This is a genomic window from Bacillus sp. ok061 (assembly GCF_900108285.1).
Lineage (GTDB): Bacteria > Bacillota > Bacilli > Bacillales > Bacillaceae_G > Bacillus_A > Bacillus_A thuringiensis_S.
In genome coordinates this window covers 1-14,769 of the sequence record NZ_FNUW01000053.1, presented here as the reverse complement: position 1 = coordinate 14,769, position 14,769 = coordinate 1, and the positions used below count along the sequence as shown (strand labels likewise).

The following is a 14,769-nucleotide window of genomic DNA, read 5'->3' as shown; positions in this document are numbered from 1 at the left end:
TAGTTGGGACCTTGTCCCTGTGAGAGTAGGACGTCGCCAAGCAACTAAAAACACAAGTCTTTTGACTTGTGTTTTTTTTATTTCCCATGAAATAGGTTAGGTTCTGTTAGTAAAAATGATGAAATATAGTAAGGGATTTTTTGAGCAGAAATATTAAGAAATTGATAAATAAATGGATAATCTTCAGAGCCATAGCTTCCAAGTAAGTCATACCACCAATCTGTTTCATACCTAGAAATCATGCTTAAATTATAGAGCAATAAATAATGAACAAGGAGTTCAGGTAATACTGGCTTAGGATTTCTAGGATCAGTCGTAAGTGGTAAATAATAAGTATTAGTAAGATGTTCATAGTATAAAGGAGTACTGTACATAGGATTCCATGATTGAATGGGTGCCGTAAAAAATAAATTCGATTCATTAGTTTTCTCAGGTACGTGTTGCATTGATAAATGCTTACAAGATGTTTCAATGTAGCGAGAAAATCTCTCTTTAGTCATATGTAATCGATCTAGTAGGTTGACTGAAAAGGAGAGCTCATTTTTAATTGTTGAATCGATTTTATATAAAGTTGATCCTTTTTGACTATAGCGAAACAAATTTTGTAATTCTGGAATATTTCCCATTAGTTCTAACATGTTAAATTTTTCTGCTTCTAAGTGTTTCATGTGAAACAGTTGTTCTGCAACATGAGTAAACAATCCGTTTTTTTGTACCTTCACCTCATCTTCTAAAAATTGATACCCTTGTTTTTTTCGTTTGCGAGTTGTAACGCCATGAGCTAAAACAGTAGTGGATTCAGGATAGTTAGGATCAATGGTTAGTAGACATGCTTTAAAAAGTTGACTAATTCCATAAAATAACAACATTGGTTGAATAGAAAATGGAGCTGTCTTATATAATTCATAATAATTTTTCCCGTGTTCTAAGTAATAAATAAAGGGATAACAATTTTCAAAACTTTTTTTTTCGGCATCCTGAATAGAGGATTTTTCATAACAACGGGCAAGATAACGTTGTACGTTTTGAGATGAAAAAAAGAAACTCAACTGCTGCCAAGTACAAGATGTTTGATGCATATATTACGCTCCTTTTATTGTCTAAAAATTCTAACATATATATACGTCCTTGACAGTATTTTAACCAATTGATAAGCTACTAATAATAATTTCTGGTATCATAGGGGGAACAATTATGTGGGAATCTAAATTTGTTAAAGAAGGTTTGACTTTTGATGATGTATTACTTGTACCAGCTAGGTCAGATATATTACCAAGAGAAGTAAGTGTTAAAACAGTTTTATCTGAAAGCTTACAGCTAAACATCCCGTTAATTAGTGCAGGAATGGATACAGTAACAGAAGCTGACATGGCTATTGCAATGGCTCGCCAAGGTGGTTTAGGAATTATTCATAAGAATATGTCTATTGAGCAACAAGCAGAGCAAGTTGATAAAGTAAAGCGCTCTGAAAGCGGCGTTATTTCAGATCCTTTCTTCTTAACTCCAGAACATCAAGTATATGATGCAGAACATCTTATGGGAAAATATCGTATCTCAGGTGTACCGGTTGTAAATAATTTAGATGAGCGAAAATTAGTTGGTATTATTACAAACCGTGATATGCGTTTCATCCAAGACTACTCAATCAAAATTTCTGACGTAATGACAAAAGAACAGTTAATTACAGCTCCAGTTGGTACTACACTGGAAGAAGCTGAAAAGATCCTACAAAAGTATAAAATTGAAAAACTCCCTCTTGTTGATAATAACGGTGTATTACAAGGGCTTATTACAATAAAAGATATTGAAAAAGTAATTGAATTTCCAAACTCTGCTAAGGATAAGCAAGGACGCTTATTAGTTGGAGCAGCAGTTGGTGTAACAGCTGATGCTATGCTTCGTATAGATGCATTAGTAAAAGCTAGTGTAGATGCAATTGTACTTGATACAGCTCATGGGCATTCTAAAGGTGTTATTGATAAGGTAAAAGAAGTTCGTGCTAAATATCCATCATTAAATATCATCGCTGGAAATGTTGCTACAGCTGAAGCAACGAAAGCATTAATTGAAGCTGGTGCAAACGTAGTTAAAGTTGGTATTGGACCAGGTTCTATTTGTACAACACGCGTTGTAGCTGGTGTTGGTGTACCACAATTAACAGCAGTTTATGATTGTGCAACCGAAGCTCGTAAACACGGTATTCCAGTTATTGCTGATGGCGGTGTTAAGTACTCTGGTGATATGGTGAAAGCTTTAGCAGCAGGAGCACATGTTGTTATGCTAGGTAGTATGTTTGCTGGTGTTGCCGAAAGTCCTGGAGAAACTGAAATTTACCAAGGTCGTCAATTTAAAGTGTATCGTGGTATGGGTTCTGTCGGTGCGATGGAAAAAGGAAGTAAAGATCGTTACTTCCAAGAAGGAAATAAAAAACTTGTCCCAGAAGGTATCGAAGGACGAGTGCCATATAAAGGACCTTTAGCAGATACAGTTCACCAATTAGTTGGTGGATTACGTGCTGGTATGGGATATTGCGGGGCACAGGATTTAGAATTCTTACGCGAGAATGCACAATTCATTCGCATGTCAGGTGCTGGCTTACGTGAAAGCCATCCTCATCACGTACAAATTACAAAAGAGGCTCCAAACTACTCATTGTAATGTCTTATATACAAATAGACAGAGATTTGATATCTCTGTCTATTTTTTTTTGATTATGTTAGAATAACGGTTATGTGAGTACATAGATATTGGGGGTAACAAAAGTGAAAGGTATGTTTTGCAAAAGATTCATTGCTTTGGTAACAGTGATTACACTAGCTTGTAGCATTTTTATGCCATATAGCAATGCATCAGCTGAAACAGGAGCCGCTTTAAACATTGAAGCAGGTGCGGCAATTTTAGTAGAAGCGAATTCTGGGAAAATTGTATATCAAAAGAATGCAGATGAATTATTATCCATTGCTAGTATGACAAAGATGATGAGTGAATATTTAGTTCATGAAGCAGTGGATAAAGGAAAACTTAAGTGGGACCAGAAAATTAAGGTTTCTGAATATGCATATAAGGTTTCACAAGATGCTTCATTATCAAATGTTGCATTAGAAAATGGTGGCTCTTATACAGTAAAAGAGTTATATGAGGCAATGGCAATCTTTTCTGCAAATGGTGCAACAATTGCATTGGCAGAAGCAATTGCAGGTAAAGAAGTAGACTTCGTAAAAATGATGAATGATAAATCGAAAGAACTAGGATTGAAAAATTATAAATTTGTCAATTCTACAGGTTTAACAAATAAAGATTTAAAGGGAATGCATCCTGAAGGAACAACAGCGGATGAAGAAAATAAAATGTCTGCAAAGGATGTTGCAACTTTAGCACAACATTTAATTAAAGATTATCCAAAAGTATTAGATACAGCAAAAATTCCTAAAAAAGAATTCCGTCCAGAAAAAGAGAAGTTTGCAATGTCAAACTGGAATTGGATGTTAAAGGGCTTAGTTAAAGAATATGATGGCGTAGATGGTCTGAAAACAGGCTCAACTCCAGAAGCAGGAGATTGCTTCACTGGTACGGTTGAAAGAAACGGAATGCGTTTTATTTCTGTAGTTATTAAAACAAGTTCTCATACAGCACGTTTTGATGAAACAAAGAAGTTATATGATTATGGATTTGCTAACTTTGAAGTGAAACAAATGTATAAAAAAGGTTCTTCAGTAAAAGGACAAGAAACAGTAAGAGTAGAAAATGCGAAAGATAAAGATGTAGAAGTTCAAACGAAACAAGCTATTTCACTTCCAGTGCCAAAAGGAAGTAAAGATGTTTATAAAACAGAATTAAAAGAATCAAGTAAGGGACAAGAAGCACCTATTAAAAAGGGAGCTGCGCTTGGTCAAATGGTAATTACGCCAAAAGATACAAACGACCCTGGATTTTTAACTGGTAAGTCGTTGCAAGTGGATCTTGTAACAACATCTGAAGTAGAAGAAGCAAACTGGTTTACTCGTGCTATGCGCGGAATTGGTTCATTCTTTAGTGGTATGTGGAATAGTGCTGTTGATACAGTAAAAGGTTGGTTTTAAAAGCTCCTCATGGTAGGGGCTTTTTTTTTATTCCTATTTTTCATACCGACTTTATGAAAAAGTAGTAGACAAGCATCTGATAGTTAGTGGTAGAATGTAAGAGTATTCTTAATTTTCGCCTTTAACGGGGGAAAGCAATTCACCTAGGGGGGTTTTTGTACATGACAAATGTAACAGGGACAGAACGTGTAAAACGTGGAATGGCAGAAATGCAAAAAGGCGGCGTTATTATGGACGTAGTTAACGCTGAACAAGCAAAAATTGCAGAAGAGGCAGGCGCAGTTGCCGTTATGGCATTAGAGCGTGTACCAGCAGACATTCGTGCAGCAGGTGGCGTTTCTCGTATGGCAGACCCAACAATCGTTGAAGAAGTTATGGGTGCAGTGTCAATTCCGGTTATGGCAAAATGCCGTATCGGTCACCTTGTAGAAGCACGTGTATTAGAATCATTAGGGGTAGACTATATCGATGAGAGTGAAGTATTAACTCCTGCTGATGAAGTATACCATTTAAATAAACGTGATTACACAGTTCCATTTGTATGTGGTTGCCGTGATATCGGAGAAGCTGCACGTCGTATTGCAGAAGGTGCATCTATGCTTCGTACAAAAGGTGAACCAGGAACAGGAAACATTGTAGAGGCAGTGCGTCATATGCGTCAAGTCAATGCAGAAATCCGTCAAGTTGCGAGTCTACGTGAAGATGAGTTAATGACATATGCAAAAAATACTGGTGCTCCTTACGAAGTATTACTTGAAATTAAACGTCTTGGTCGCTTACCAGTTGTAAACTTTGCCGCAGGTGGTGTAGCAACACCTGCAGATGCAGCATTAATGATGCAACTTGGTGCTGATGGGGTATTTGTTGGATCTGGTATCTTCAAATCAGAAAATCCAGAGAGATTTGCACGTGCAATCGTTGAAGCAACGACTCATTATGAAGATTACGAACTAATTGCAAGCCTTTCTAAAGGGTTAGGTAATGCAATGAAGGGTATCGAAATCTCAACGTTATTACCAGAACAACGCATGCAAGAGCGTGGATGGTAATTAAAGGAGAACTTTAAAATGGTGAAAATCGGTGTACTAGGTCTTCAAGGTGCAGTTCGTGAGCATGTAAAATCAGTTGAAGCAAGTGGTGCAGAAGCTGTTGTTGTAAAGCGTATAGAGCAACTTGAAGAGATTGATGGTCTTATTTTACCAGGCGGTGAAAGTACAACAATGCGCCGTCTTATTGATAAGTATGCTTTCATGGAACCACTTCGCACATTTGCAAAGTCTGGTAAACCAATGTTTGGTACATGTGCAGGGATGATTCTTCTTGCGAAAACACTTATTGGCTATGAAGAAGCACATATTGGTGCTATGGATATTACAGTTGAGCGCAATGCGTTCGGACGCCAAAAGGATAGTTTTGAAGCTGCGCTTTCAATTGAAGGCGTGGGTGAAGACTTCGTTGGTGTATTTATCCGTGCGCCGTATGTTGTAGAAGTAGCTGATAATGTTGAAGTGCTTTCTAAGCATGGTGACCGAATGGTAGCGGTAAGACAAGATCAGTTTTTAGCTGCTTCATTCCATCCGGAATTAACAGATGATCATCGTGTAACAGCATACTTTGTTGAAATGGTAAAAGAAGCGAAAATGAAAAAGTTGTATAAGTAACTTGCAACTTGTATAAGATTATAGTAAATTGATGGTAACAATTTTATAAAATAAGCGTGTTGATAGGAAATAGTAACAAATGTCGTTTCTTATAGAGAGTCGATGGTTGGTGGAAATCGATAGAAACAGTTTGTGAATCCATCCTGGAATGGAATGTGGAACATCTTTTAGATTAGTAAGCATTCCCGGTGAAGAGCCGTTATTTCTACTTGAGAGGAAAGCGGTAATGCTTTCAACTAGGGTGGCAACGCGGGTTAACTCCCGTCCCTTTATATAGGGACGGGAGTTTTTTGTGTTTTATAAAATAAAAGGAGGAGTATATAATGCTTGATATTAAATTTTTACGTACAAACTTTGAAGAAGTAAAAGCGAAATTACAGCATAGAGGTGAAGATCTAACTGATTTCGGACGTTTTGAAGAACTTGATACGAGAAGAAGAGAACTACTTGTTCAGACAGAAGAATTAAAAAGTAAACGTAATGAAGTGTCTCAACAAATCTCTGTATTAAAGCGCGAAAAGAAAGATGCAGAAGCTCTAATTTTAGAAATGCGTGAGGTTGGAGAAAAAGTAAAGGATTTTGATAACGAACTTCGTACAGTTGAAGAAGACTTAGAAAGATTAATGTTATCTATTCCAAATATCCCTCATGAGTCTGCTCCAGTCGGTGAAACAGAGGATGATAATGTAGAAGCGCGTACTTGGGGAGAAGTGAAAGAATTTACTTTTGAACCAAAACCACATTGGGATCTTGCTACTGATTTAGGAATTTTAGATTTTGAACGTGCTGGGAAAGTAACAGGAAGCCGCTTCGTATTTTACAAAGGTGCTGGTGCAAGATTAGAGCGTGCTTTAATTAGCTTTATGCTTGATCTTCATACTGATGAGCATGGATATGAAGAAGTATTACCTCCGTATATGGTAAACCGTGCAAGTATGACAGGAACAGGACAACTTCCAAAGTTTGAAGAAGATGCATTCCGTATTGAAAGTGAAGATTATTTCTTAATTCCAACAGCTGAAGTACCTGTAACGAATATGCATCGTGATGAGATTTTAAATAAAGAGCAATTACCTATAAGATATGCTGCATTTAGCTCTTGCTTCCGTTCTGAAGCAGGTTCAGCTGGTCGCGATACACGCGGTTTAATTCGCCAGCATCAGTTCAATAAAGTAGAGCTTGTGAAGTTCGTAAAACCAGAAGATTCTTATGAAGAGTTAGAAAAATTAACAAATGATGCAGAACGCGTGTTACAATTATTAGAGTTGCCATATCGCGTTATGAGCATGTGCACAGGCGATTTAGGATTTACAGCAGCGAAGAAATACGATATTGAAGTATGGATTCCAAGCTATGGCACATATCGTGAAATTTCTTCTTGTAGTAATTTTGAAGCTTTCCAAGCGAGACGTGCAAATATCCGTTTCCGCCGTGAGCCAAATGGAAAACCAGAGCATGTCCATACATTAAATGGATCTGGTCTTGCAATTGGACGTACGGTTGCAGCTATTTTAGAGAACTACCAACAAGAAGATGGTACAATTATAATTCCAGAAGTTCTTCGCCCTTATATGGGAGGAAAAACAGTTATTAAGTAAATTTAAACATTCATCGGTATGAGTGATTGGTAATTATGAGCGTTGTCAGTACTGTAATGTAGGAAGGGGAAAGTAAAATTTTCCTTTCCTCATAATTTATTTTAGTAGGGTTGACTAACTGTTTTTCTTTTGATATTATATTTGATGTCAATATGGAGGTATACCCAAGTCTGGCTGAAGGGATCGGTCTTGAAAACCGACAGGCGGCGAGAGTCGCGCGGGGGTTCGAATCCCTCTACCTCCTCCAGATATAATTGACAACAGCGCATATAAGTGGAGATTGGAGAACTCGTTACCAACACGTAACGAGTTTTTATTTTAAAACCAATCATAAAGTATGGTGTAAGGTAATTTTGTCCTTATTACACACTCATATTCCGATGATTATCTTCATAGATATGAAAGGAGTCAACATGGATCTTATTATACAAACGTTTCCTTTAGATGGAAAAACTTTATATTATGTACAATGTCCTGTCTGTAAGAACAATAGAATTTTAAACAGTGGTGCAAATGTGTCACGCATTATAAGCGATGATACATTCCGTAAACTTTGTGGTTGCACTTGTGATGTAAAGCAAGCTGAGACAAAAGTAGAGGCGCCAAAAAAGGTTGAAAAACCAACTGTAAAGAAAGAGGCAGCTCCAAAACGTACAGGTAAAGTATTAACGGCAGTGATTAACGGGAAAGAAATGACTGTTAAAGAGATTGCTGAAGCATACGATATTAGTACAAGTACTGTTCGTCAGCGTATTAACGCAGGAAAACCTGAGAGTGAAATTATTGCTCCAACAAAGAAGAAGTAATTTAATAGGAAAACCCGTGCATATGCACGGGTTTTTTATTTTACAAGTTTACGTGTTTGTTTTAAAAAATGGCCAATTTTTTTAATGATTGGTTCGATTGAATCACCATCTTTTAAAATATCGTACTCATTAATATTTAAGCGTAATACAGGACATGAATTAAAGTTGTTAATCCAGTTTTCATAACGTCCATGCATTTCTTTCCAGTACTCAATTGGTGTTTGCTGTTCCATTGGGCGTCCGCGTTCTTGAATGCGATCGACAATATCATCGAAAGAACCTTCTAAGTAAATTAATAAGTCTGGATGAGGGAAGTAAGGAGTCATGACCATAGCGTCAAATAAACCTTTGTATGTTTCATAATCAGTTTCCGTCATTGTACCTTTTTCATGATGCATCTTTGCGAAAATTCCAGTGTCTTCGTAAATGGAACGATCTTGAACAAAACCGCCACCGTATTCAAAAATTCTTTTTTGTTCCTTAAATCGTTCTGCTAAAAAGTACACTTGTAGGTGGAAGCTCCAGCGAGTGAAGTCCGCATAGAATTTGTCCAAATATGGATTGGAATCTACTTTTTCAAATGATGTGCGATAACCTAAAGCATTAGCTAATGCGGTTGTCATAGTTGATTTACCCACACCTACCGTTCCGGCGATAGTGATTACTGCATCATTGGGTATATCATATTTTTGCCTTAAATTCATTATTATTTCGACTCCTTTAAGAGAGTATTTTGAAGGGCAGATAGGATGACGTTTAAATCATCAGGATTTTTTACAAAATCCATATCGTCTCCATTAAATTTCAATACTGGTATCTCCGGATGATCTTTTCTAAAAGTATCCATTGCTGTTTCATAATCTTTTGTGAGCTGTAGTAAGTAATTTGGATCCATGTTTTTTTCAAATTCTCTTCCGCGCAAGGCGATTCGTTTTTGCAATGTTTCTAGGCTAGCTGTTAAATAAACAATGACATTTGGCACAGGCATATCTTGTGTAAGGATACGATAAATTTGCATGTACTTGTCATATTGAGAGTCTTTTAATGTGCGGGATGCAAAAATTAAATTTTTAAAGATATGGTAATCCGCTACTACTGGTTTCCTTTGATTCAAATACTTTATGTTAATATCTTCTAATTGTTTGTATCTATTACAAAGAAAGAACATCTCTGTTTGAAAACTCCATTCGTCGATGTCTTCATAGAACTTTCCTAAAAAGGGATTTTCATCAACTATCTCTTTTAGTAAGTGGAGTTGCATGTGAGTTGAAATTTCCTTCGCAAGTGAAGTTTTTCCAACACCAATTGGTCCTTCAACCGTGATAAATGGTACTCCGGTCACGCTGTTTCCTCCTTTCAATCAGTGATTTACCGTGACTACTAAAAACACAAAACAGAATTATTGTAGCACAAGAGGGAAGCGAGTGGGTTAATTTGATATAAAAAGTTAGAAAATAGATATATGTATTAATTAAATTTTATTTTGGATGACGATGTTATATTTGCTTTCAATATAGTTTCCATTATTTTCAAAGCGTGTATATTATCTTGGTCGTTGTTAGAGGCGATACAATCCTGTGGTACATACAATTTATAATTTCTCATATGAGCATCATTAGCTGTAAATAGGATACATATATTCCCGGCAACTCCTGTTAATATTAGATTTTCTATTTTTAAATAACCTAGTAATGAATTTAAAGGTGTTTCATAAAAAGCGGAATAATGTGGTTTAATAAAAATGTAATCATCAGAACTTGGAGCAATCTTATGGATTATATTTTCACTATATTTATTTGTACAATGAGTAATAAGTTGGTCGATATCAGATCTCCAAAGTTGATAATGGTCATTAACGTAAATTATAGGATAGCCGAAGGATTTCATTTTTTTCTTTAATTGTAAAATAGGGTTTGTTATAGTTTCACATTTTTGAGCTAGAATGGGTCCGTGGGAAAATTGAAAATCATTAATCATATCGATAATGAGCAAGGCGGTATTTTTCATATGTAATCCCTCTCTTTTTCTTTTAGGGTGGATTGAATTTGTAAAAGTTATCCCCTGTGTAGTAAATGGAAATAAGTGTACTTTATTTGTAATGAAAGGACTATGTTATGGAACAAGATCGAGATATTTATTTTATGCAATTAGCGATAGAAGAAGCTAAAAAGGCAGAGGAAATACAGGAAGTACCAATTGGAGCAGTTATAGTGTTAGATGGTGAGGTAATTAGTGTTGCTCATAATTTAAGGGAAACTGAGCAAAGATCAATAGCTCATGCTGAGTTGCTAGCGATAGATGAGGCGTGTAAAAAATTAGGTACATGGCGTTTAGAAGATGCAACATTGTATGTAACATTAGAACCTTGTCCAATGTGTGCGGGGGGAATTGTTTTATCACGAGTGAAGCGAGTTGTATATGGTGCAAGTGATCCGAAGGGCGGATGTGCAGGGACATTGATGAATCTTTTAACGGATGAACGCTTCAATCATCAATGTGAAGTAGTAACTGGTGTACTAGAGGAAGAATGCGGTACGTTGTTAACAAACTTTTTTAGAGAGCTTCGTAAAAAAAGAAAAGCGATAAAAAAATTAGAGAAAAACAATGGGAACTAACGTATTTGCATTTTATAAAGAAACAAGTTATACTGATAATGCCTTTAATGAAGGCAACCGAATATTGGTTTTAACTTTGCCGTGCTAAGCGGGGAGGTAGCGGTGCCCTATACTCGCAATCCGCTCTAGCGAGGCCGAATCCCCTCTCGAGGTTATGTTGCTGTAAGGTCTGCCTTAAGTAAGTGGTGTTGACGTTTGGGTCCTGCGCAACGGGACCCCGTGAACCTTGTCAGGTCCGGAAGGAAGCAGCAATAAGCGGGTCTTCTCGTGTGCCGCAGGAGTGCCTGAACCGAGCTAACTGCTTGAGTAACGCTTATGGTACGTAATCGACGGAGGGTGCACGGCAGTTATATATGTATACAAAACTCACCTTAATACAAAGGTGAGTTTTTTGTATAGAAAATAACTTTTGGAATCTATAAACAGAATGGGTTATAATAAATGAGATAATAACCTTTGAGGGAGGCCGTATTTTCGTGTCATACCAAGCGTTATACCGAACATGGAGACCGCAAAAGTTCGAAGATGTAGTCGGTCAAAAGCACGTGACAAAAACGTTGCAAAATGCCCTTCTTCAAGAGAAAGTTTCACATGCTTATTTATTTTCTGGTCCGAGGGGAACAGGAAAAACGACAATTGCAAAAGTATTTGCAAAAGCAATTAACTGTGAACATGCTCCGGTAGCTGAACCTTGTAATGAATGTCCTTCTTGTTTAGGAATTACACAAGGATCCATTTCAGATGTATTAGAAATTGATGCGGCTTCAAATAACGGTGTAGATGAAATTCGAGATATTAGAGATAAAGTAAAATATGCTCCAAGTGCTGTAGAATATAAAGTATACATTATTGATGAAGTTCACATGCTTTCTATGGGTGCATTCAATGCGCTTTTAAAAACCTTAGAAGAGCCGCCAGGACATGTTATCTTTATTTTGGCGACAACAGAACCTCATAAGATCCCGCCTACAATTATTTCGCGTTGTCAGCGTTTTGAATTCCGAAAAATATCAGTGAATGATATTGTTGAGAGATTATCAACAGTCGTGACGAATGAAGGTACGCGAGTGGAAGATGAAGCATTACAAATTGTTGCACGTGCTGCTGAAGGTGGTATGCGTGACGCGCTTAGTCTTATTGATCAGGCTATATCTTATAGTGATGAGATTGTTACGACAGAAGATGTATTGGCCGTAACAGGATCTGTTTCTCAGCAATACTTAGGCAATTTAGTAGAATGCATACGTGAAAATGATGTATCAAGAGCATTACAGATCATAGATGAAATGATGAGTAAAGGGAAGGATCCAGTTCGTTTTATGGAGGATTTCATTTACTATTATCGTGATATGCTTTTATATCAAACTTCACCGCAACTAGAACATATGTTGGAACGAGTAATTGTAGATGATCAATTCCGTAAGTTGAGTGAAGAAATGCAACCGGAAGTGATCTATGAGATTATTCATACCCTTAGTAAGGGACAACAGGAAATGAAGTGGACAAATCATCCGCGTATTTTCTTAGAAGTTGTTATGGTGCAGTTGTGTCAACAGTTTATGATGCAAACAAACGGTACGGATCGTTTGCAAGCAATTATGAACAGGATGCAGCAATTGGAGAAAGAGTTAGAGCAAGTCAAAAAGAACGGTGTGCCAGCTGGTGTACAACAGGAAGTAAGAGAGACACGTGCAACACCAAAACCCATACGAACAGGAAGTATGAAGATTCCTGTCGGGCGTGTAAATGAAGTATTAAAACAAGCGAAGCGTCAAGATTTAGAACAATTAAAAGCTGTATGGGGTGAGTTGTTAGGAAGACTCAAATCATATAACAAAGTAGCGTTTGCTGTTTTACTAGAAAATAGCGAACCAGTGGCAGCTTCAGATGACACTTACGTTTTAGCATTTCAATATGAGATTCACTGTAAGATGGCGAGCGAAAATCGAGAAGCTATGGATACAGTAGAACAAGCTTTATTTGAATTGCTAAGTAAAAGGTTAAATATGATTGCCATTCCAAAAAGTGAATGGGGTAAAATCCGTGAAGACTTTTTACAACGTGAAGGTGGAGAGTCTGAAGAAAGCCCGAAGAAAAAGGAAGACCCTCTTATAGAAGAGGCAGTGAAATTAGTAGGACAAGAACTCATTGAAATAAAAGAGTAATAATAATTAGGAGGAATTAATTATGATGCGTGGCGGAATGGGAAATATGAATAACATGATGAAACAAATGCAAAAGATGCAAAAAGACATGGCGAAAGCACAAGAAGAGCTTGGTGAAAAAACAGTTGAAGGTACAGCTGGCGGCGGAATGATTACAGTTATTGCAAATGGTCACAAGCAAATTCTTGAAGTGAAGATTAAAGAAGAAGTTGTAGATCCAGAAGATATCGAAATGTTACAAGACTTAGTGTTAGCTGCAACAAATGATGCACTTAAAAAGGCTGATGAGCTATCAAACTCTACAATGGGTAAATTTACAAAAGGCTTAAACTTACCAGGTGGAATGTTCTAGGGGGATATTGATACATGCATTATCCAGAACCAATATCAAAACTAATCGATAGTTTTATGAAGTTGCCAGGTATCGGACCGAAAACAGCGGTTCGATTGGCATTTTTCGTATTAGATATGAAAGAAGATGATGTGTTAGGTTTTGCGAAAGCACTTGTAAATGCGAAGCGAGATTTAGCGTATTGTTCTGTATGTGGACATATTACTGATCGTGATCCTTGTTATATTTGTAATGATTCGCATCGAGATCAATCAGTTGTTTGTGTCGTGCAAGAACCGAAAGATGTAATCGCGATGGAAAAAATGAAAGAGTATCAAGGTGTATATCATGTGTTACGTGGTGCGATTTCTCCTATGGAGGGAATTGGACCGGAAGACATTAATATCCCGCAACTCTTAAAGCGACTACATGATGAAACGGTACAAGAAGTGATATTAGCAACAAACCCTAATATTGAAGGGGAAGCTACAGCGATGTATATCTCCCGCCTCTTAAAACCTACAGGCATTAAAGTAACTCGTATTGCACATGGTCTGCCAGTTGGTGGAGATTTAGAATATGCAGATGAAGTGACACTATCGAAAGCGTTAGAAGGTCGCAGAGAAGTATAAGAGGAGAAACAAAAATGTTCTTTCAAAAAAAGGGTAAATTGCGTAAAGAGTATGACGATAAGTTAATTGTACTTTTGGAAAAAGTGAAGAATGAGTGGTTACGTCAGAAGAGAATGGTCGAACAAAGTGTAGAACCATCTCAAGATGTCATTTGTTCTTTGAAGATAGCAGAGGCGAAATATTTCTTCTTGTTGAAAGAAGCAAAGCGTCGTCCTGTAAAAATGGAACAATGGTAAAGGGTTCTGCTTTCTAAGCAGGCCTTTTTATTTTATTTGTTAAAATGCTGAGGTGTTGTTTCATTTTGTTTATATGAAAGAGATGTCGCTTATGATAACTGTTCTTTTTTATTGTCTTGTCCCATACAAATAGATGTATAGGTCATTCATAAGGAGGAAAAAATGAATTCTACAATTATTATTGTTGGCATTCTTACTTTAGTGTTTATTTTTCTTGTTTTGGGTGTTGCCTCTAAGCCATTGCGTTTTATAGGTAAGGTGATTTTTCATGTTACTTTAGGCATAGCATTGCTTTTTATCGTAAATGTTGTAGGGACATATTTTGATTTTCATATCCCGATTAACATGGGTACAGCAGCAATAACGAGTTTATTAGGCCTACCGGGTGTGGCAGCATTAGTGGTTATTAAGCTTTATATCATGCCAAGATAAAATTATTTTGGCGTTTTTTTTAAAAAGTGTTGACTATTAAATGATTAATATGGTAAATTAATAAGCGTCGTCAGGAACAAAAGAAAAAAGTTGTTGACAGATTTAACGAGAAATGTTAAATTATAAAAGTCGCTGAAACGCGATATTGAACTTTGAAAACTAAACGAAACAAACAACGTGAAACGTCAATTTTTATTTTTAGATGCTAGACAAA

General features: G+C 36.7%; 16 protein-coding genes, 1 tRNA gene, 1 other RNA gene and 1 other annotated feature. Of the genes, 14 read left to right on the top strand and 4 right to left on the bottom strand.

Features of this window, described 5'->3' with window-relative positions:
* Nucleotides 1-77: 77 nt before the first annotated feature.
* Complete coding sequence (locus C4S65_RS32630) at nt 78-1,079, bottom strand: YaaC family protein (RefSeq protein WP_000554293.1); 1,002 nt, start codon at nt 1,077-1,079, stop codon at nt 78-80.
* Between the two features lie 115 nt (nt 1,080-1,194).
* On the opposite strand from C4S65_RS32630, the gene guaB reads away from it, so the two are divergent.
* The 7 genes from guaB to C4S65_RS32595 all read left to right on the top strand — a co-directional run bounded on the left by guaB (nt 1,195) and on the right by C4S65_RS32595 (nt 8,144).
* A complete protein-coding gene (gene guaB / locus C4S65_RS32625) occupies nt 1,195-2,658 on the top strand; it encodes an IMP dehydrogenase (protein ID WP_000264089.1) in 1,464 nt (487 codons plus the stop codon).
* 113 nt (nt 2,659-2,771) lie between these two features.
* Entirely contained in the window at nt 2,772-4,079 is a 1,308-nt protein-coding gene (gene dacA, locus C4S65_RS32620) for a D-alanyl-D-alanine carboxypeptidase DacA (RefSeq protein WP_140337655.1), read from the top strand.
* Nucleotides 4,080-4,240: 161 nt separating this feature from the next.
* Entirely contained in the window at nt 4,241-5,128 is an 888-nt protein-coding gene (gene pdxS, locus C4S65_RS32615; RefSeq protein ID WP_000186166.1) for a pyridoxal 5'-phosphate synthase lyase subunit PdxS, read from the top strand.
* An 18-nt stretch (nt 5,129-5,146) separates the two neighbouring features.
* Nucleotides 5,147-5,740 carry a pyridoxal 5'-phosphate synthase glutaminase subunit PdxT gene (pdxT, locus tag C4S65_RS32610; protein ID WP_000238784.1) on the top strand — a complete coding sequence of 198 codons (594 nt, stop codon included), beginning with the start codon at nt 5,147-5,149 and terminating at the stop codon, nt 5,738-5,740.
* A gap of 50 nt (nt 5,741-5,790) precedes the next feature.
* Nucleotides 5,791-6,012: a binding site (T-box leader), on the top strand.
* Between the two features lie 51 nt (nt 6,013-6,063).
* Complete coding sequence (gene serS / locus C4S65_RS32605) at nt 6,064-7,338, top strand: serine--tRNA ligase (RefSeq protein WP_000884173.1); 1,275 nt, start codon at nt 6,064-6,066, stop codon at nt 7,336-7,338.
* Nucleotides 7,339-7,492: 154 nt separating this feature from the next.
* Nucleotides 7,493-7,585, top strand: a tRNA-Ser gene (locus C4S65_RS32600).
* A 166-nt stretch (nt 7,586-7,751) separates the two neighbouring features.
* Entirely contained in the window at nt 7,752-8,144 is a 393-nt protein-coding gene (locus tag C4S65_RS32595) for a DUF3797 domain-containing protein (RefSeq protein ID WP_141528720.1), read from the top strand.
* 35 nt (nt 8,145-8,179) lie between these two features.
* On the opposite strand, the gene C4S65_RS32590 is transcribed toward C4S65_RS32595, so the two are convergent.
* From C4S65_RS32590 to C4S65_RS32580, 3 genes are all read right to left on the bottom strand, one after another.
* Nucleotides 8,180-8,848 carry a deoxynucleoside kinase gene (locus tag C4S65_RS32590; RefSeq protein WP_001053585.1) on the bottom strand — a complete coding sequence of 223 codons (669 nt, stop codon included), beginning with the start codon at nt 8,846-8,848 and terminating at the stop codon, nt 8,180-8,182.
* Nucleotides 8,849-8,850: 2 nt separating this feature from the next.
* The gene (locus tag C4S65_RS32585; protein WP_000148217.1) at nt 8,851-9,486 is read right to left on the bottom strand and encodes a deoxynucleoside kinase; all 636 of its coding nucleotides are present in this window, start codon (nt 9,484-9,486) and stop codon (nt 8,851-8,853) included.
* Nucleotides 9,487-9,611: 125 nt separating this feature from the next.
* Nucleotides 9,612-10,151 carry an isochorismatase family cysteine hydrolase gene (locus tag C4S65_RS32580; protein ID WP_000798737.1) on the bottom strand — a complete coding sequence of 180 codons (540 nt, stop codon included), beginning with the start codon at nt 10,149-10,151 and terminating at the stop codon, nt 9,612-9,614.
* Nucleotides 10,152-10,258: 107 nt separating this feature from the next.
* On the opposite strand from C4S65_RS32580, the gene tadA reads away from it, so the two are divergent.
* The 7 genes from tadA to C4S65_RS32540 all read left to right on the top strand — a co-directional run bounded on the left by tadA (nt 10,259) and on the right by C4S65_RS32540 (nt 14,555).
* The gene (tadA, locus tag C4S65_RS32570; RefSeq protein ID WP_000434338.1) at nt 10,259-10,759 is read left to right on the top strand and encodes a tRNA adenosine(34) deaminase TadA; all 501 of its coding nucleotides are present in this window, start codon (nt 10,259-10,261) and stop codon (nt 10,757-10,759) included.
* A 79-nt stretch (nt 10,760-10,838) separates the two neighbouring features.
* Nucleotides 10,839-11,103: signal recognition particle sRNA large type (gene ffs, locus C4S65_RS32565), an RNA gene on the top strand.
* A 132-nt stretch (nt 11,104-11,235) separates the two neighbouring features.
* Nucleotides 11,236-12,924 (top strand): DNA polymerase III subunit gamma/tau, encoded by a 1,689-nt coding sequence (dnaX, locus tag C4S65_RS32560; RefSeq protein ID WP_103945869.1) that lies wholly within the window; start codon nt 11,236-11,238, stop codon nt 12,922-12,924.
* A gap of 25 nt (nt 12,925-12,949) precedes the next feature.
* Complete coding sequence (locus tag C4S65_RS32555) at nt 12,950-13,276, top strand: YbaB/EbfC family nucleoid-associated protein (protein ID WP_014894853.1); 327 nt, start codon at nt 12,950-12,952, stop codon at nt 13,274-13,276.
* A 14-nt stretch (nt 13,277-13,290) separates the two neighbouring features.
* On the top strand, nt 13,291-13,887 hold the full coding sequence (gene recR, locus C4S65_RS32550) for a recombination protein RecR (RefSeq protein ID WP_000559169.1): 597 nt from the start codon (nt 13,291-13,293) through the stop codon (nt 13,885-13,887).
* Between the two features lie 14 nt (nt 13,888-13,901).
* Nucleotides 13,902-14,123, top strand: coding sequence for a YaaL family protein (locus tag C4S65_RS32545; RefSeq protein ID WP_000466019.1), 222 nt, complete (start codon nt 13,902-13,904; stop codon nt 14,121-14,123).
* A gap of 162 nt (nt 14,124-14,285) precedes the next feature.
* Nucleotides 14,286-14,555, top strand: a complete 270-nt coding sequence (locus C4S65_RS32540) for a pro-sigmaK processing inhibitor BofA family protein (RefSeq protein WP_103945868.1) — start codon at nt 14,286-14,288, stop codon at nt 14,553-14,555.
* Nucleotides 14,556-14,769 lie beyond the last annotated feature (214 nt).